The organism is Flavisphingomonas formosensis, from assembly GCF_009755815.1.
Lineage (GTDB): Bacteria > Pseudomonadota > Alphaproteobacteria > Sphingomonadales > Sphingomonadaceae > Flavisphingomonas > Flavisphingomonas formosensis.
In genome coordinates, this window is sequence record NZ_WRPK01000004.1 from 457369 (window position 1) to 475028 (window position 17660).

Annotated in this window: 15 protein-coding genes and 1 pseudogene; 10 read left to right on the plus strand and 6 right to left on the minus strand. The window is 66.1% G+C overall.

Features of this window, described 5'->3' with window-relative positions; translation table 11 throughout:
• Positions 1-8 precede the first annotated feature (8 nt).
• Positions 9-1907: an XrtA/PEP-CTERM system amidotransferase gene (locus GQY20_RS14265; protein WP_157217768.1), complete on the plus strand. Its 1899-nt coding sequence runs from the start codon at positions 9-11 to the stop codon at positions 1905-1907.
• 156 nt (positions 1908-2063) lie between these two features.
• Positions 2064-2486: a nucleoside-diphosphate kinase gene (gene ndk / locus GQY20_RS14270; protein ID WP_157217769.1), complete on the plus strand. Its 423-nt coding sequence runs from the start codon at positions 2064-2066 to the stop codon at positions 2484-2486.
• A 113-nt stretch (positions 2487-2599) separates the two neighbouring features.
• Here ndk and GQY20_RS14275 read toward each other — a convergent pair whose 3' ends face one another.
• From GQY20_RS14275 to purM, 3 genes and pseudogenes are all read right to left on the minus strand, one after another.
• Entirely contained in the window at positions 2600-3268 is a 669-nt protein-coding gene (locus tag GQY20_RS14275) for a hypothetical protein (protein WP_232476049.1), read from the minus strand.
• Positions 3261-4198 (minus strand): annotated as a pseudogene (purN, locus tag GQY20_RS33020) (phosphoribosylglycinamide formyltransferase). The gene GQY20_RS14275 and the pseudogene purN overlap by 8 nt, the downstream one beginning before the upstream one ends.
• Positions 4199-4262: 64 nt before the next feature.
• Positions 4263-5357, minus strand: coding sequence for a phosphoribosylformylglycinamidine cyclo-ligase (purM, locus tag GQY20_RS14290; protein ID WP_157217771.1), 1095 nt, complete (start codon positions 5355-5357; stop codon positions 4263-4265).
• Between the two features lie 62 nt (positions 5358-5419).
• Between purM and GQY20_RS14295 the strand changes: the two genes are divergently transcribed.
• The 4 genes from GQY20_RS14295 (at position 5420) to GQY20_RS14310 (ending at position 11115) form a co-directional block, all read left to right on the plus strand.
• Positions 5420-6670, plus strand: a complete 1251-nt coding sequence (locus GQY20_RS14295; protein WP_232476051.1) for a heavy-metal-associated domain-containing protein — start codon at positions 5420-5422, stop codon at positions 6668-6670.
• Positions 6667-7275: a P-loop NTPase family protein gene (locus GQY20_RS14300; protein ID WP_157217772.1), complete on the plus strand. Its 609-nt coding sequence runs from the start codon at positions 6667-6669 to the stop codon at positions 7273-7275. Before GQY20_RS14295 ends, GQY20_RS14300 begins: the two co-directional genes overlap by 4 nt.
• A gap of 30 nt (positions 7276-7305) precedes the next feature.
• A complete protein-coding gene (locus GQY20_RS14305; protein ID WP_157217773.1) occupies positions 7306-9471 on the plus strand; it encodes an RNA degradosome polyphosphate kinase in 2166 nt (721 codons plus the stop codon).
• Between the two features lie 144 nt (positions 9472-9615).
• Positions 9616-11115: a Ppx/GppA family phosphatase gene (locus GQY20_RS14310; RefSeq protein WP_157217774.1), complete on the plus strand. Its 1500-nt coding sequence runs from the start codon at positions 9616-9618 to the stop codon at positions 11113-11115.
• 135 nt (positions 11116-11250) lie between these two features.
• On the opposite strand, the gene rnd is transcribed toward GQY20_RS14310, so the two are convergent.
• Positions 11251-12423: a ribonuclease D gene (gene rnd, locus GQY20_RS14315; protein ID WP_157217775.1), complete on the minus strand. Its 1173-nt coding sequence runs from the start codon at positions 12421-12423 to the stop codon at positions 11251-11253.
• A 103-nt stretch (positions 12424-12526) separates the two neighbouring features.
• On the opposite strand from rnd, the gene aspS reads away from it, so the two are divergent.
• Positions 12527-14305, plus strand: a complete 1779-nt coding sequence (gene aspS, locus GQY20_RS14320; protein WP_157217776.1) for an aspartate--tRNA ligase — start codon at positions 12527-12529, stop codon at positions 14303-14305.
• Between the two features lie 79 nt (positions 14306-14384).
• Here the strand turns inward: aspS and GQY20_RS14325 are convergent, their stop codons facing one another.
• Positions 14385-14870, minus strand: coding sequence for a hypothetical protein (locus GQY20_RS14325; protein WP_157217777.1), 486 nt, complete (start codon positions 14868-14870; stop codon positions 14385-14387).
• A 112-nt stretch (positions 14871-14982) separates the two neighbouring features.
• On the opposite strand from GQY20_RS14325, the gene GQY20_RS14330 reads away from it, so the two are divergent.
• The 3 genes from GQY20_RS14330 (at position 14983) to GQY20_RS14340 (ending at position 16979) form a co-directional block, all read left to right on the plus strand.
• Entirely contained in the window at positions 14983-15381 is a 399-nt protein-coding gene (locus GQY20_RS14330; protein WP_157217778.1) for a VOC family protein, read from the plus strand.
• 49 nt (positions 15382-15430) lie between these two features.
• A complete protein-coding gene (locus GQY20_RS14335; protein WP_157217779.1) occupies positions 15431-16078 on the plus strand; it encodes a trimeric intracellular cation channel family protein in 648 nt (215 codons plus the stop codon).
• A gap of 112 nt (positions 16079-16190) precedes the next feature.
• Positions 16191-16979, plus strand: coding sequence for a polyphosphate kinase 2 family protein (locus GQY20_RS14340; protein WP_157217780.1), 789 nt, complete (start codon positions 16191-16193; stop codon positions 16977-16979).
• 77 nt (positions 16980-17056) lie between these two features.
• Here GQY20_RS14340 and GQY20_RS14345 read toward each other — a convergent pair whose 3' ends face one another.
• On the minus strand, positions 17057-17260 hold the full coding sequence (locus GQY20_RS14345; protein WP_157217781.1) for a hypothetical protein: 204 nt from the start codon (positions 17258-17260) through the stop codon (positions 17057-17059).
• Positions 17261-17660: the final 400 nt, after the last annotated feature.

Below are 17660 nucleotides of genomic sequence, written 5' to 3' on the forward strand. Positions count from 1 at the left end.
ATATCTTCATGTGCGGCATCGCCGGCATCTTCCATCTCCCGGCGGCCAAGCCCGTCGATCCCGCGCGCGTGACGATGATGACCGACGCGCTGGCCCATCGCGGACCCGACGGATCGGGCGTGTGGACCGCGCCGGGCGTGGGCCTCGGCCATCGCCGTCTTTCGATCATCGATCTTTCGACCGGCGATCAGCCGATGGCGACGCCGGACGGCCGGCTGGTCACCGTCTTCAACGGCGAGATCTATAATTTCCAGGAGGTCCGCGCCGAGCTGGAGGCGCTGGGCCATGTCTTCCGCACGTCCAGCGATACGGAGGTGATCCTCCACGGCTGGCGGCAATGGGGGCCGGCCTCGGTGGAGCGTTTCCACGGCATGTTCGCCTATGCGCTCTATGACGGCGACCGGCGCAGCCTGTTCCTTGCGCGCGACCGTCTGGGCGTGAAGCCGCTCTTCTATGCCGAGCTGTCCGACGGATGCGTGCTGTTCGCCTCCGAGCTCAAGGGCATCCTCGCCCACCCGCTGTTCCGCCGCGCGCCGGACCTGAGCGCGGTCGAGGATTATCTGGGGCTCGGCTACGTGCCCGATGACGCCTGCATCGTGGCGGGGGTGAAGAAATTGCCCGCCGGCCACGGCCTGTTGCTGGAGCGTGGCAAGCCGATGCCCCGGCCCAGCCAGTGGTGGGATCTGAGCTTCGCCAATCGGGCGACGGGATCACAGGCGGCGCTGGAAGAGGAGTTGGTCGATCGGCTGCGCCAGGCGGTGCGATCGCGCATGATCGCGGACGTGCCGCTCGGTGCCTTCCTGTCCGGCGGCGTCGACAGCTCGGCGGTGGTCGCGCTGATGGCGGAGGTCAGCAAGGGCGCGGTCGAGACCTGCTCGATCGGCTTCGACGAGGCGGATCATGACGAGACACGCTATGCCGCGCTGGTCGCGGAGCGCTTCGCTACGCATCATCGCACGCGCCGGGTCGCCGCCACCGACTTCGGGCTGATCCCGACGCTGGTCCATGCGTTCGACGAGCCGTTCGCCGACGCTTCGGCGCTGCCGACCTATCGGGTCTGCGAGCTTGCGCGGGAAAAGGTCACCGTCGCGCTTTCCGGCGACGGTGCGGACGAGGCCCTGGCGGGATATCGCCGCTATGTCTTTCATGCGGGCGAGGAGCGGATGCGCGGCCTGCTGCCAGCCGCCCTGCGGCGGGGCCTCGGTACGCTCGGCGACGTCTTTCCCAAGCTCGACTGGGCGCCGCGGCCGCTGCGCGCCAAGACGACGCTGCAGGCGCTCGGCCGTTCCGCGGAGGAAGCCTATGCCGGCTCCGTCGGCGTGACCGGACCGGCGATGCGGCGGCGGCTGTTCACCCCGCTCGCCGCGCAGGCGCTGCAGGGGCATCGCGCCGAGGACCGCTATATCGCGGCGATGCGGGCGGCCCCGGCGCGCGACGCCCTGGACCGTGCCCAATATGCCGACATGAAGATCTGGCTGCCGGGCGACATCCTGACCAAGGTGGATCGCGCCAGCATGGCGGTGAGCCTGGAAGCGCGCGAGCCGCTGCTCGACCATCGCCTGATCGAATTCGCCGCGACACTGCCGCCGAACCTGCGGGTGCGCGGGGGAACCGGCAAATGGCTGATGAAGAAGGCGTTGCGCCGCTATCTGCCGGACGAGATACTCTATCGCCGCAAGATGGGCTTCGTGACGCCGATCAGCGCCTGGTTCCGCGGTCCCCTCGCGCCCGAGGCAGACGCGATCGCGCAGGGATCGGCGCTGGCCGAGACCGGCTGGTTCGACGGCGCTACGCTTGCCCGCGTGGCCGGGGAGCATAAGGCGGGGCGGATGGACCATGGCCGGCTGCTCTGGCAGCTGATGATGCTGGACCGTTCGCTGACGGGGCTGTTCGGCGTCGGGCGCTGAGAACCTGCTTGCAAATGCGCGGAAGAACGCATTTCGAGGCATGCACCGAAGGCGCATTCCCAAACGGGCGCTGATCCCCGCCCTTGAACGATGCGGCGATCCTGACTAGAGAGCCGCCACTTTCCCATAGACACAACAGATGGAGCACGCTCGGCCATGGCGACCGAACGCACCTTTTCGATCATCAAGCCCGACGCCACGCGTCGCAACCTGACCGGCGCCGTCACCGCGAAGCTGGAAGAGGCCGGCCTGCGCGTCGTCGCTTCCAAGCGCATCCGCATGAGCAAGGAGCAGGCCGAGGGCTTTTACGGCGTCCACAAGGAGCGCCCCTTCTTCAACGATCTCGTCAGCTTCATGACGTCCGGCCCAGTCGTCGTGCAGGTTCTCGAGGGCGAGAATGCCGTCGCGCGCAACCGCGAAGTGATGGGAGCCACCAACCCGGCCAATGCCGACGCCGGCACGATCCGCAAGGAATTCGCCGAGTCGATCGAGGCGAACTCGGTCCATGGTTCGGACAGCGCGGAGAATGCGGCGATCGAGATCGCCTTCTTCTTCCAGCCGGATGAGATCGTCGGCTGACGCATTGCGCGTCACACCGGCGAAAGCTGGAACGTTTGTAAAGATGCCGTCATCCCGACTTTCGTCGGGATGACGCGTTTGACCGGCAGGCACCTCGTCGCAGCGGGGTGCCGCTATTTCGTCTTCGCCTGCTTATCCCAGATCGCGTCGATCTGCTTCTGCCCATCGCCGGTCACACCGCGCCGGATCAGCGACAATCCGCGCATCCGGACGTCGGTGCCGCTCAGGAAGCCGCTGCTGATCCGATAGCCGAGATCATAGATCGCGCTGTCGTTCTTCAATTCGCCGTTCGACAGGAATTGCGTCTTCACCAGGATCGGCAGGCGCGCGTCGCCGGTCGATTTCTCGTCCAGCCCGGCTTCCTTGCGCGCCTTGTGCAGCTCGCTCTCGAACCATCCCGACTCGATGCGGGGATCGCCGGCCGTGTCGACCGGCGACACGCCGAGCGCGCTCGGGAAGCTGATCGTCTGGCTCTGGATCGCCTGGTCCCCGGCCATGGCCGCGAGCGAGAGCCGGCGGCCTTCCTTGGCGATGGTCGCGCGCAGGACCAGCGTGCCGGACTGGGCATCGGCCTTCTGCTCGCTTTTCGCCCGATCGGCTTCGCTGTTGGCGCGTTCCTGATAGCTGTTCCACAAGGTGAGGCCGGAGATCATCACCGCGACCACCGCCAGTACCTCGCCGAGGTTGATCCAGCGGCGGCGGATTGCTGCGGCTTCGGCCGCCTGTTCCTGTTTCACCTGCTTTTCCGTGCGCTTTTCCCAAGGGGGCGTCGTTTCAGACAAGATGGGCTATCCTTTGAGGAGCCACCAGGCGCCAGCTCATCGCCACCCGGTCGGCGACATGATCCCAATCGCTTTCGTCCACGTCGAGGCGCAGGCCGATCCAGCCGGACGGCGCCAGATAGGCGGGGCGATAATAAAGCTCCGGCCGGGTTTCCACCAGCATTGCCTGTTCCTCCGCGCCGCTCGTCTTGATCGCGACCGCCGTGATGCCGGCGCCATGATGATTGTGGATGAACCAGGCGAAGCTCTTGCCCTTGTCGATGAAGAAGACCGGCATGCCGTGCGACGTCTTCTCGATCGCGCGGGGCAGGGCGAGCGCGATGGTACGCAGCCGTGCCAGGTCGGCATCCGGATCGGGGCTCATCGCGTCACCATCTGCGCCAAGACTCGCGGATAGAGCCGATGTTCCTCGATCAGCACCCGCGCGGCGAGCGTATCGGGCGTGTCGTCGGGAAAGATGGGAACTTCCACCTGGGCCAGCACGGGGCCGTCGTCGAGCTCGGCGGTGACGAGGTGGACGGAGACGCCGCCGACGCCGTCGCCCGCCGCGATGGCGCGGGCGTGGGTATCGAGGCCCTTATATTTGGGCAGCAGCGAGGGGTGGATGTTCAGCATCCTGCCCTCCCAGCCGGATATGAACTCCGTGCTCAGGATGCGCATATAACCGGCAAGCGCGATCCACTCGACGCCGGCCGCGCGCAGCCGCGCATCGACGAGCGCGTCGAATTCGGCGCGCTTCATGCCCTTGTGGGACTGCGCCCAGGTGGGGATGCCTCGCGCGGCGGCAGCGGCGAGGCCCGCCGCCTCCGGATCGTTGGAGGCGACCAGCACGATCTCATAGGGGCAGGCGGGATCGGCGGCAGCATCGGCCAGCGCCAGCATGTTCGAGCCCCGGCCGGAGATCAACACCGCAACCCGGGCTTTGGGCAGGGAGGTCACTTAACGTGCTTTCCGAAGCCCTCTCCCGCAAGTGGGAGAGGGTAAGAGCGAAGCCTCAGCCAAGATGGGTCGCGGACCAGGCATCGCGTGCGCTCCAGGCTTCCGACGAGCCGGCGACGGTGCAGCCCTTCTCGCCCGCGGCGATGTGGCCGATGCGCAGCACCGTCTCGCCGGCTTCCTCCAGCGCCTGGGCGACACCGGCCGCCTCGTCGGGCGCGACGACCAGCGCCATGCCGATGCCGCAGTTGAAGGTGCGCGCCATCTCGCCGGGCTCGATATTGCCCTGCGCCTGCAGGAAGGCCATCAGCCGCGGCTGCGGCCAGGCGTCGGCATCGACATGAGCGTGCAGCCCCTCGGGCAGGACGCGCGGGATATTCTCGAGCAGGCCGCCGCCGGTGATGTGGGCGAGGGCATGGATGCGGCCGGCGCGGACCAGCGGCAGCAGCGGCTTCACATAGATGCGCGTCGGCGCGAGCAGCGCATCGATCAGCAGCACCTCCTGATCGAACAGGGCGGGTCGATCGAGCTTCCAGCCCTTGTCCGCAGCGAGACGGCGGACGAGCGAATAGCCGTTGGAGTGGACGCCGGAGGAGGCGAGGCCGAGGATCAGGTCGCCCGCCGCGACGCGATTGCCGGTCAGCGCCTTCTCGCGCTCGACCGCGCCGACGCAGAAGCCGGCGAGATCATAGTCGCCGGGCCCGTACATACCCGGCATCTCCGCGGTCTCGCCGCCGATCAGCGCGCAGCCGGCGATACGGCAGCCCTCGGCAATGCCGGCGATCACCGCTTCGGCGACGCCGCCGTCGAGCTTGCCGGTAGCGAAATAGTCCAGGAAGAACAGCGGCTCGGCACCTTGCACGATGAGATCGTTGACGCACATGGCGACGAGATCGATGCCGACGCCGTCATGCCGGTTCGCATCGATCGCGAGCTTGAGCTTGGTGCCCACCCCGTCATTGGCGGCGACTAGCAGCGGATCGGAATAGCCCGCGGCCTTGAGATCGAAGAAGCCGCCGAAGCCGCCCAGATCGGCGTTGGCGCCGGGGCGGGCGGTGGAGCGCGCAAGCGGCCCGATCGCCTTTACGAGCGCGTTGCCGGCGGCGATCGAAACGCCCGCCTTCGCGTAGGTATAGTGTTCATCTGATGCCATGGGATGAGCGCCTAAACACATCGCGCTTGGATTTCCACGGGCAAGTCGCCAAAAGGCGCAGCGTGAACCTCTCGAAGCGCCTCCTCCACCCCATGACGTTCGTGCTGGCGCTGCTGTTTTGCGGGGCAGCGGCGGTGGTCGCGCAGATCGAGGGGGATCGCGGCGTGCCGCCGATCGACAGCTCGCAAAGTCTCGAAGTATCGGGCGTTGCCGTCGATGTCGCGGCCAAGGACGCCGATACGGCACGCACTGCGGCCTGGCATGAGGCGCAGCGCCGCGGCTGGAAGATGCTGTGGGCGAAGACGCATGGCGGCACGCCTGCCGCCGCGCCGGGCCTGCCCGATTCGACGCTCGATTCGATCGTCGCGGGGATCGTCGTCGAGGATGAGCAGATCTCGCCCACCCGCTATATCGCCCGGCTGGGCATCCTGTTCGATCGCGCGCGCACCGGCCAGCTGCTCGGCGTAGGCGGGCAGGGCGCGCGATCCGCGCCGATGCTGGTGATTCCGGTGGAGTGGGACGGTTCGACGCCGACCACCTTCGAGACGCGCAACGAATGGCAGAAGGCCTGGGCTCGCTTCCGCTCGGGCGGCAGCGTGGTGGATTATGTCCGCGTCAGCGGCACCGGATCGGACCCGCTGCTGCTGAATGCCGCGCAGGCGAATCGGCGCGGGCGGAGCTGGTGGCGCATGCTGCTGGATCAATATGGCGCCGCCGACGTGCTCGTGCCGGAAGTGCGAATCGATCGATCCTGGCCCGGCGGCCCGGCGACCGCTACCTTCACCGCGCGCCACGGCCCTGATTCGACGGTGCTCGACCGCTTCACGCTGCGCGCCGACAATAGCGACGGCATTCCCAAGATGCTCGACGAGGGTGTGCAGCGTATCGACGCCGTCTATTCGCGCGCCTTCGCCTCGGCGATGCTCAACCCGGACAAGTCGCTGGTCGTCGAGCAGCCGGTGGAGGCGGATCTGACCGCCAATGCCATGGAAGCGGAGGCGGATGCGGCGATCACCGCAGCGACGAGCGATGTCGGCACCGGCTACACCCTTCAGGTCGATACGCCCGATGCGGCCTCGGTCGGCCAGGCGGAGGCGACGCTGCGCTCCGTGCCGGGCGTGCGCTCGGCGGCGACGACCAGCCTGGCGCTGGGCGGTGTCTCGGTGATCCGGATCACGTTCCAGGGCGATGCGGCGGCCCTGCGAATCGCCCTCACAGCGCGCGGCTGGCGGGTCGAGGATATCGGCGGCACGCTCAGGCTGCGGCGCGGAAGCGGGCCGACCCCCGAGACGGGGACGGCGCCGGCGCAATGAGCCAGTTCGCCCTGCCGTTCGAATGGCCGGCGGGAGACGACGAGAACGCGTTCATCCGATCCGCGGCGAATGCCGCGGTGGTGCGTCATCTCGATCATTGGTCGCTCTGGCCGGTTCCGGTCACGCTGCTCACCGGCCCGCGCAAGTCCGGCCGTAGCCTGCTCGGCCGGATCTTCGCCGCCAAAACGGGCGGCGCGCTGATCGACGATGCCGAGCGGCGTCCGGAGGAGGAGCTGTTCCACGCGTGGAATCGCGCGCAGGAGACCCGGCGGCCGCTGCTCGCGATCGCCGATCAGCCGCCGCCGGTCTGGCAGATCGCGTTGCCGGACCTGCGCTCGCGGATGATGGCCACTCCCCATGTCGCTATCGAGGAGCCGGACGATGCGCTGTTCGTCGCGCTGATCGAGCGCATGCTGGGCGCGCGCGGATTGCCTGCGCCGCCCGATCTTTCCGCCTTTCTGCTCGCCCGGATCGAGCGCAGCTATGTCGGCATCCAGCGCGCGGTCGAGGCGATCGACAGCGAGTCGCTGAGCGATCGCACGCGCATCGGCGTACGTATGGCGCGCCGGGCACTGGCCAAGGCGGGTGTCATCGACGTGTCATAGATTCGCATGTAATCTGTCACGATGGATGAGATGTCTGCCGCCCGCCGTGCCACCCCCGTCGAGGCGGCTTTCGAAGACGCGCCGCCGCCGATCGCGCTCGCGGATCGCTATTTCAATCGGGAATTGTCCTGGCTGAGCTTCAATCAGCGGGTGCTGGAAGAGGCGTGCAATCCCGCGCATCCCCTGCTGGAGCGGCTCCGCTTCCTCTCCATTTCCGGCAATAATCTGGACGAGTTCTTCATGGTCCGCGTGGCGGGGCTGAAGGGGCAGCTGGTCCAGGACGTCGACACCCGCTCCGCCGACGGCCTCACCGTCGCGCAGCAGCTTGCCGCCGTCGCCGAACGCGCCGATGCGCTGATGGAGCAGCAGCAGCGCGTGTGGCGCGACCTGCGGGCGGATCTGCTCAGCGCCGGCATCAAGGTGCTGCGCGGCATCGAGGTACAGGGCGAGATCGCCGATTGGCTGGAGAAGCATTTCCGCGAGCAGATCTTCCCGGTGCTGACGCCCCAGGCGCTGGATCCGGCGCACCCTTTCCCGTTCATCCCGAACAAGGGCTTCACCCTGATCTTCGACCTGAAGCGCCTCTCCGACGGGGAGCCGATTCGCGAGCTGGTGATGGTGCCCTCGACGCTGAAACGCTTTATCCGGCTGCCTGGTCCGGACGCGCTCTATGTGGCGGTGGATACGGTGATCCGTCGCTTCACCAGCGTGCTCTTTCCCGGCTACGAGGTGATCGGCCGCGGCGCCTTCCGCCTGATTCGCGACAGCGACATCGAGGTCGAGGAGGAAGCCGAGGATCTCGTTCGCTATTTCCGCAGTGCCATCAAGCGACGCCGCAAGGGCAGGGTGATCCGGCTCGAGACAGAGGCGGGCTTGCCCGAGGCGCTGGAAGAAGTGCGCGAAGAGATCAGCGGCAACGACGCGATCTTCATGGATACGTGCGATTTCCTCTGCATCTCGGATCTCGAGCAATTGGTCGACGAGGATCGTCCGGATCTGAAATTCCCGCCGTTCAGCCCGCGCTTTCCCGAGCGGATACGCGAGCATGACGGCGATTGCTTCGCCGCCATCCGGTCCAAGGACATCGTCGTCCATCATCCCTATGAGACGTTCGAAGTGGTGCTCGCTTTCCTGAAGCAGGCGGCGGCGGATCCGGACGTGGTGGCGATCAAGCAGACGCTCTATCGCGCAGGCAAGCAGTCTGCGGTGATCCGCGCGCTGGTCGACGCCGCGGAGGCGGGCAAGTCGGTCACTGCCGTCGTCGAGCTCAAGGCACGCTTCGACGAAGAACAGAATCTGATGTGGGCCTCGCAGCTCGAGCGCGCCGGCGTGCAGGTGGTCTACGGATTCATCGACTGGAAGACCCATGCCAAGGTCTCGATGGTGGTTCGCAGAGAGGGCGAGGGGTATCGTACCTACTGCCATTTCGGCACTGGCAACTATCACCCGATCACGGCCCGTATCTACACGGACCTGAGCTTTTTCACCGCGGATCCACGCGCGGGCCGCGATGCGGCGCAGCTGTTCAACTACATCACCGGCTATGTCGAGCCGACCGGGCTGGAAATGATCACCATGTCGCCGCATGGCCTGCGCGACAAGCTGGCGGCGCTGATTGATGCCGAGATCGACCATGCCCGCGAGGGCCGGCCGGCGGCGATCTGGGCGAAGATGAACTCGCTGGTCGATCCGATCATCATCGAGAAGCTGTACCGCGCTAGCGCGGCTGGCGTGGAGATCGATCTGGTCGTGCGCGGCATCTGCTGCCTGCGTCCGGGTGTCGCCGGTCTTTCGGACAATATCCGGGTGAAATCGGTGGTGGGCCGCTTCCTCGAGCATAGCCGGATCATGTGCTTCGGAAATGGCGCGCGGCTGCCGAACAAGAAGGCGAAGGTGTTCATCTCCTCGGCCGACTGGATGCCGCGCAACTTCGACCGGCGTGTGGAGTATATGCTCGCAATCGAGAACCCCACGGTGCACGCGCAGATATTGGATCAGGTGATGGTCGCCAATCTGATCGACAATGAGCAGAGCTGGACGCTCAACCCGGATGGATCGTACGAGCGGGTCAGTGCGGACGGCAAGCCATTCAACCTTCACCGTTATTTCATGACCAATCCCTCGCTGTCCGGCCGCGGGCATGCGCTCCATGACAGCGCCTCGGTTCCTAAGTTGAGCCTGCGGCGTGGCGCTTAGAGCAAGCTGTGCGATAAGGGAGTCGCGCAGCTTGCTCCAAGCCTTCGCGGTCGCATCCTTTGTGCGGAGAGCCGGTTCCCACTTTTCCGCACGATGCCCGAGCGGCTTTCGGCGCGTTTCGATTCCCGCTAATCGGACCTCCGCATGTCGACAGTGACGCTCCTCCGCCGGCGCGATGAAGCCGAGCTGCGCGCAAGCCGGCTCGGCATCATCGATATCGGATCCAACTCGATCCGTCTGGTCGTCTATGACGGCCCGGCGCGGATCCCCTCCATCCTCTTCAACGAAAAGGTGCTGGCTGGCCTGGGCCGTGGTCTTGCGCAGACCGGCGCGCTCGATCCCCAGGCCGTGGAGCGCGCCCTGAGCGCACTATCGCGCTATCGCTGCCTGGCCGACCAAATGCGCGTGGGGCGGCTGCGCACGGTGGCGACCGCAGCGGTGCGCGATGCGTCGAACGGGCCGCAATTCCTCGATCGGCTGCGCGACGAAGGCTTCGAGGTCGAACTACTATCCGGCGGCGACGAGGCGCGGATGGCGGGACATGGCGTGCTCTCGGCGATTCCCGACGCGAACGGCATCGTCGGCGATCTTGGCGGCGGGAGCCTCGAGCTGGTGCGCGTCGCCGGCGGCAAGATCCACGAGCGCGCATCCTTTCCGCTGGGCGTGTTGCGGATCGATTCGATCCGCCGCAAAGGCCAGCGGGCATTGGAACGGACGCTGGCCAAGGCGCTGGATCAGGCCGGCTTCAAGGGGATGGGCAAGGGGCTGCCGTTCTACATGGTCGGCGGATCCTGGCGCGCGGTGGCGCGGCTGGACATGCATCTGACGGATTATCCGCTGCCGATCGTCCATCATTACCGGATGGCGCCGGACAGCGCCCGCAGGCTCGTTCGCGTGCTGGCGCATATCGATCGCAAGCGCCTGCGCGAGGTGCCGGGATTGTCCGTTCCGCGCATACCCGATCTCGCCAACGCATCGCTGCTGCTCGCTCTGCTGACGAAACAGTTCCAGTCCAGCGAGATGGTGGTGTCCGCTTACGGCCTGCGCGAGGGGCTGATCCACAGCGATCTGGCCGATCATATCCGCGATCAGGATCCGCTCATCGTCGCCACGCGCGAGGAAGGGCGGATGATGGGGCGTTTTCCGGAGCATGGCGACCTGCTCGACCGCTGGATCGCGCCGCTCTTTGCCGGAGAGAGCGTGCAGGATGCGCGCCTGCGCCACGCCACGTGCCAGCTGGCCGACGTGGGCTGGCACGCCCATCCAGAATTTCGCGCCGAACGCGGACTTGATGTCGGGCTGCACGGCAACTGGGTGGGCGTCGATGCCCGTGGCCGCGCGATGATCGGCCAGGCACTATATGTCAGCTTCGGTGGATCCGGCATGATCCCGGTCATCGCCCAGCTTTGCACGCCCGACGAGATTGCGCGCGCAGAGCGCTGGGGTCTCGCGATGCGGCTCGGGCAGCGGCTGTCCGGGGGCGTCGCCGAGCCGCTGCAGGGCAGCCGCCTGGTGTTGCGCGAGAGCGGGCTCGTGCTGCATCTCGATCGAGGCGATCTGCCGCTCTACGGGGAGGCGGTCGAGCGGCGGCACAAGGCACTGGCGACCGCCTTCGGACTGCGCGCGGTGATGATGACCGACTGACGCCCATTCGCCGCGGATCTGCTCATGTCCGTTTGGGCCGGGCTTGCCGAAAGCCCTTTTCGCCCTTTTCATCGACCAGAACAAAGGGAGTGCTTCGACAGGCTCAGCACGCAAGGCCGAGCGACCATGGCCTGGTCAGGCGTCGGCTGTCCGGGTCATGACCAGCCGGCCATTCTTGACGCCGAAGGCGAGCCGCCCCTCGACGAGATCGAGCGCATCGCGGCCGAACTGGTCGAAGCGCCAGCCTTCGAGGATCTGCAGGCCATCGCGGCGGCCGGCGGCGAGCAATTCCAGATCATCGGCCCGTGCGATCAGCCGCGGCGCCACATCCGCCTCGCGCGCCCGGATCTTGAGCAGCAGCTTCAGCAGGTCCGCGATCAGCGCGCCTTCCTTGCCGAGGCCCGGCTTCCGGTCCTCGCGCGGCGGCAGTTCGTCGTCGGACAGCGGCGTGCTCGCTTCGATCGCAGCCATCATCCGGCCGCCGATGTCGTTGCCGGCCCAGCTTGCCGAAAGACCGCGCACCTTGGCGAGATCGGACTGGACGCGCGGCGGATGGGAGGCGATGTCGGCCAGCGTCTCGTCCTTGACGATGCGGCCGCGCGGCAGGTTCTTGCTCTGGGCCTCGCGCTCGCGCCAGGCGGCCAGCGCCTTGAGGCGGCCGAGCACCTGCGGGTTGCGCGTCGGCATGCGGATGCGCAGCCAGGCGAGCTCGGGCAGGTTGATGTAGCTGGAGGGATCGCCCAGCCGATCCATCTCCTGATCCAGCCACTGGCCCCGCCCGGTATCGCGCAGACGCGTCAGCATGCGCGGAAAGATCGCGGCGAGATGGGTCACGTCGCCGATCGCATAATCGATCTGGCGCTTGTCGAGCGGGCGCCGGCTCCAGTCGGTGAAGCGGGCGCCCTTGTCGAGCTTCACGCCCAGCCAGCCTTCGACGAGGTTCGAATAGCCCACCTGCTCACCCATGCCGAGCGCCATCGCCGCCACCTGCGTGTCGAACAGCGGGTGCGGGGTCTTGCCGGTCAGATTGTGGACGATCTCGAGATCCTGGCCGCCGGCGTGGAAGACCTTGAGCACGTCCTCATTGTTCACCAGCAGATCGAGCAGCGGCGTCAGGTCGATGCCCGGTGCCTTGGGGTCGATCGCCGCAGCCTCGTGCGCGTCGGCGATCTGGAGAAGGCAAAGGTCCGGCCAGTAGCTGTTTTCGCGCATGAACTCGGTATCGACGACCACCCATGGCGATTGGGCGAGGCGGGAGCAGAGATCGGCAAGCGTGACGCTGTCGGTGATCAGCGGATGGATATGCATCCGGGAATTCCATAGAGACGCAGCGCCGCTTGACAAGGCGCGGTTGCTCCGCGAAGCGCGACGCTCGCGAAAAATCACCTAAAAGTTGATGAGTCCACCGCCCATGCACGCCTATCGTTCGCACACCTGCGCTCAACTGCGCGCCGCCGATGTCGGCGCCGCCGTCCGCCTGTCGGGCTGGGTCCATCGCAAGCGCGACCATGGCGGGGTGCTGTTCGTCGACCTGCGCGATCATTACGGCATCACCCAGATCGTCGCGGATGCGGATTCTGCGGCGCTGCCCATCCTGGAGTCGGTGCGGGTGGAATCGGTCGTCACGATCGACGGCGTGGTGAAGGCGCGCGCCGAGGGCACGGTGAACCCCGGTCTCGCGACCGGCGAGATCGAGGTGTTCGCGCGCGAGGTGAGCGTGCAATCCGCCGCACAGGAGTTGCCGCTGCCGGTGGCGGGCGAGGCCGACTATCCCGAGGATATCCGCCTGCGCTACCGCTTCCTCGACCTCCGGCGCGAGCGCATCCATGCCAACATCATGCTGCGCTCCTCGGTGATCGCCTCGATCCGCAAGCGGATGATCGACAGCGGCTTCACCGAGTTCCAGACGCCGATCCTGACCGCGTCGAGCCCCGAGGGCGCGCGCGACTATCTGGTGCCGAGCCGGGTGCATCCGGGCAAATTCTACGCGCTCCCGCAGGCGCCGCAGATGTTCAAGCAGCTGCTGATGGTCGCCGGCTTCGACCGCTATTTCCAGATCGCGCCCTGCTTCCGCGACGAGGACGGCCGCGCCGACCGTTCGCCGGGCGAATTCTACCAGCTCGATTTCGAGATGAGCTTCGTCACCCAGGAGGATGTGTTCGCGACGCTGGAGCCCGTGCTCCACGGCGTGTTCGAGGAATTTGCCGGCGACCGCCAGGTCTCGGCGCTGCCGTTCCGTCGCATTCCCTATCGCGAGTCGATGCTGCGCTACGGCAACGACAAGCCGGACCTGCGCAACCCGATCCTGATCAGCGACGTCTCCGAGCATTTCGTCGGATCGGGCTTCGGCCGCTTCGCCTCGATCGTCGAGAGCGGAGACGTCGTGCGCGCCATTCCGGCGCCGGGCACGGCCGAGAAGAGCCGGAAATTCTTCGACGACATGAACGCCTGGGCACAGTCGGAAGGCTTTGCCGGGCTCGGCTACGCCACGCGCAAGGGCGGCGAGTTCGGCGGGCCGATCGCCAAGAACCATGGCGAGGAGGGCATGGCCAGGATCGCCGAGGCGCTCGGCCTCGGGCCGGACGACGGCGTGTTCTTCGCCGCCGGCAAGGAAGCGCAGGCGGCGCGGCTCGCCGGCCTCGCGCGCACCCGCGTCGGCGAGCAGCTCGGCCTGATCGATCCGAAGCGCTTCGAATTCTGCTGGATCGTCGATTTCCCGATGTTCGAATATGACGAGGACAACAAGAAGATCGACTTCAGCCACAATCCCTTCTCGATGCCGCAGGGCGAGCTGGAGGCGCTGGAGACCAAGGACCCGCTCGATATCCTCGCCTATCAGTACGACATCGTCTGCAACGGCGTGGAGCTGTCGTCCGGCGCGATCCGGAACCACAAGCTCGACGTGATGTACAAGGCGTTCGAGATCGCCGGCTATACGCGCGAGGAAGTCGACGCGAATTTCTCGGGCATGATCAATGCGTTCAAATATGGCGCGCCGCCGCACGGCGGATCGGCGCCGGGCATCGACCGCATCGTCATGCTGCTGGCGGACGAGCCGAACATCCGCGAGGTGGTGCTGTTCCCGATGAACCAGAAGGCGGAGGACCTGATGATGGGCGCCCCGTCCGCGGTCACCGCCAAGCAGTTGCGCGAGCTGAATATCCGGATCGTCGAGCCGTCGAAGCATTGACGCTCGAAAGGGTAGCCGGCGCGGGAGCTTTCGCGTCGATGTGCCGAGGCCGGATTTGTCGCACGGCAAGGCATTTCGGCTAATGATCGCAGGGCATATGTGCTTTGCCGTCCATCAGCACCAAGGGGCGATAATCCACATATCGCCCGCTGGAGGGAATGGTGGCTGGGATTGCGAGCCCGGCGAACATCAAGCCCTGAGCGGCCATCGATAGGCAGAGCAGCGATGCGATGGGCAGCAGCACGGCTCGGCGCGCGATCGGCCGCCACCTTTCCATCCAATGCAACAGCCTTATGAGCGGGACGCTGAACAACGCCGCCAAAATCGCGATGTTGCAAAGATAGGCTGGCACGAAAAGGAAGATATCCATCGACGTTACCGTCGACGGTTCGAAGTAAGGCAACGGAAAACCCCGGCCGAATGCGCCGGGTCCGTCTGCGAGTTCGTCGCAATAAGGCGTCCACCAGGGAATCGCGAGGAAAGCTTCGGCCACCACCGCGATGGCTATGGCAAAGACTGCGCCCCAGATTCGTCGCCGCCACGATCCGACATGTCTGTCCTTCATCGACAGACGATGTGACAGCGCATCGTGCAGATTTCATGCAGAAAGCGAGATCCTTTGGCCATGATCGTCCCGGCTTGACCTCGGGGCGAAAGACCGATCACCTTGCGCCGCGATGACCGGTCTGTTGATCAACATCGACGTTTCCGATGTGGACGCTGCGGAGCGTTTCTTCGTCGCGGCGTTCGGGCTGCGTGTCGGGCGGCGGTTCGGGGACGATTTCGTCGAATTGCTGGGCTGGCCGACGCCGCTCTATCTGTTGCGCAAGGCCGCGGGGACGATCGGGGCGGGCGGTGACGCGCGGCGTTACGATCGGCACTGGACGCCGATCCACGCGGATATCGTCGTCGACGATCTCGATGCGGCGCTGGACCGCGCGGTCGCGGCTGGGGCGATCGTGGAAGCAGAGGCGCGGGAGGCGCCCTATGGCCGTATCGCCATGTTGGCGGATCCTTTCGGCCACGGTTTCTGTATGATCCAGTTCAATGCCGCGGGCTATGATGCGCTGCTGTGACAGCTGCCCGGAAAGCTTCGAGCCGGCTTGAGCTGGCGGGGAGGGTGTGATGGCGCTTGCCACCGTTGGGGCGGCGCAGGTGGTGCGGACGGCCGATCTGGCGGGCACGTTCCTGTTCGCGGTGGAAGGGGCGCTGACGGGTCTGGCGGTCGGCTTCGACCCGGTCGGCGTGATCGTGCTCGCCTTCCTGACCGCGCTCGGCGGCGGGATGATCCGCGATCTGCTGATCGGGGCGACGCCGCCGGCGGCAGTGGCGGACTGGCATTATGCGGCGATCGTGATCGCGGCGGCGCTCGTCACCTGGATCTTCCACGCCGCCATCGCCCGTGTGCCGGACGATCTGATGGTGGCGCTGGACGCGGCGGGACTGGCCATGGCGGCCGTTGCCGGCACCGAAAAGGCGCTTGTCCATCGCATCCATCCGCTCGTCGCGACCTTTCTCGGCACGGTCAGCGGGGCGGGAGGCGGGACCTTGCGGGACATAGCGATCAACCAGGTGCCGCGCGTCTTCCGCACCGACGTCTATGCCACGGCGGCGCTCAGCGCGGCGGTGATCGTGGTCGTCGGACGGCTTGCGGGGGTGCGGCCGAGGGTGGGTGCGATCGTGGCCGCGCTCGCCTGCATCGCGATCCGGATGCTGGCCCATGCCTATCACTGGCATCTGCCGACGGTGGGCAGAGCCGGGCCCGCCGGCTGAAGCCGGGTCTTGTTTCGCATGCACCTTTCCGCAATCTCTGCGCATTTATGCAAGTATGGGAGCGCGCCTGCCCGCGACGGGAAGGATGCCGCGCCCGAGAAGCGGTGAGGCCATGGCGATTGATCTTTCGGATTATGAGAAGGGCGCCGCTTTCGACGGCGATTATGACGAGGCGCTGGCAAAGGTGCAGAAGCGGCTTGCCCATGTCCAGGCGGCGCACATCGTTCACGCCCGGCGCAGCGTGATTGCGTTCGAAGGCTGGGACGCGGCGGGCAAGGGCGGCATCATCCAGCGGCTGACCGCCGAATGGGATCCGCGCCATTTCGAGGTGTGGCCGATCTCGGCACCGACCGATGAAGAGAAGGCGCGTCATTTCCTCTGGCGCTTCTGGAACAGATTGCCGGGCAATCGCGAGATCGCGGTGTTCGACCGCACCTGGTATGGCCGGGTGCTCGTCGAGCGGGTCGAGGGTTTCTGCACCGAGAAGGAGTGGCGGCGCGCCTATGACGAGATCAACGAGTTCGAGGCGCAGCAGAAGGACAGCGGCACGACGATCATCAAGCTGTTCATTCACATCACCCAGGAAACCCAGGACGATCGGCTTAGATCGAGGCTGCAGCATCCCTGGAAACGCTGGAAGACGGGCGCGGACGATTTCCGCAATCGCGCGCGCCGGGCGGATTATCTGGATGCGATGCACGACATGTTCGGGCGCACCGACACGCGCTGGGCGCCCTGGACGGTGATCGACGGCAACAACAAGAAGGCGGCACGGATCAAGGCGCTGAACTATATCGTCGACCGGCTCGAAAAGGCCGTGCCGATGGAGCCGCCGCCGATTTCCGAGAAGCTGGCGGAACTGGCCCGGTCCCAGTTCGGGGACGATATCAAGCTGGACTGAACGCCGTCGCTCCGGCGGGAGCGCCGCATTCGCTTGCTTGCCGGCCGGCGTTCATTCCCGTGAGCTTCGATCGCGGCTCAGGGCAGATCGGAGGCCTCGTCCGTCTGCCCCGTCGTCTGCACGCTCCTTATCTTCCCGTCCGCATATTCGCGATTTTCCTGCCGCAGCCTCCGGCGCGCGCTTTCCGCAGCGCCGTGATAGCGCATCCATTTCACGACCGCGGCGATGATGATCAGAATGAGGGCTATCAGCCCATAGGCGCCGACCGACCGATGATCCATGGCAAGCTCCCGAAAAGGCCTGTGGGGGGCTCCGGCCGACATCAAGCGAGAGATGTGTCGGCGCTCACCGATGTGCTGTTCGTTTCATCCGATAGCAGAATCGAATTCGCAGCAACACCGCAAATCGTTGATCAAACGAAGCAAGAATCCGAAAATATCGTCTGCTCATATATTTATAAGTGCGAGCAGAGGGGCGAAACGAAAACGCAGTGCGAGGAAAACTTCTCGTGCGAAATAATTAGAGTCTCCGAAGGCGATGTGGTAGCCAAATCTATCACAGGAAATTTCTGAGCATCTCGTGACAGGAAGATATCATGCTTCCGCTCAGCCGGAGTTTACCTGATGTATTTCCCTCATTTTCCGGTGCCCTGGCGGAGAGCGCATGCGATCGAACGCGCTC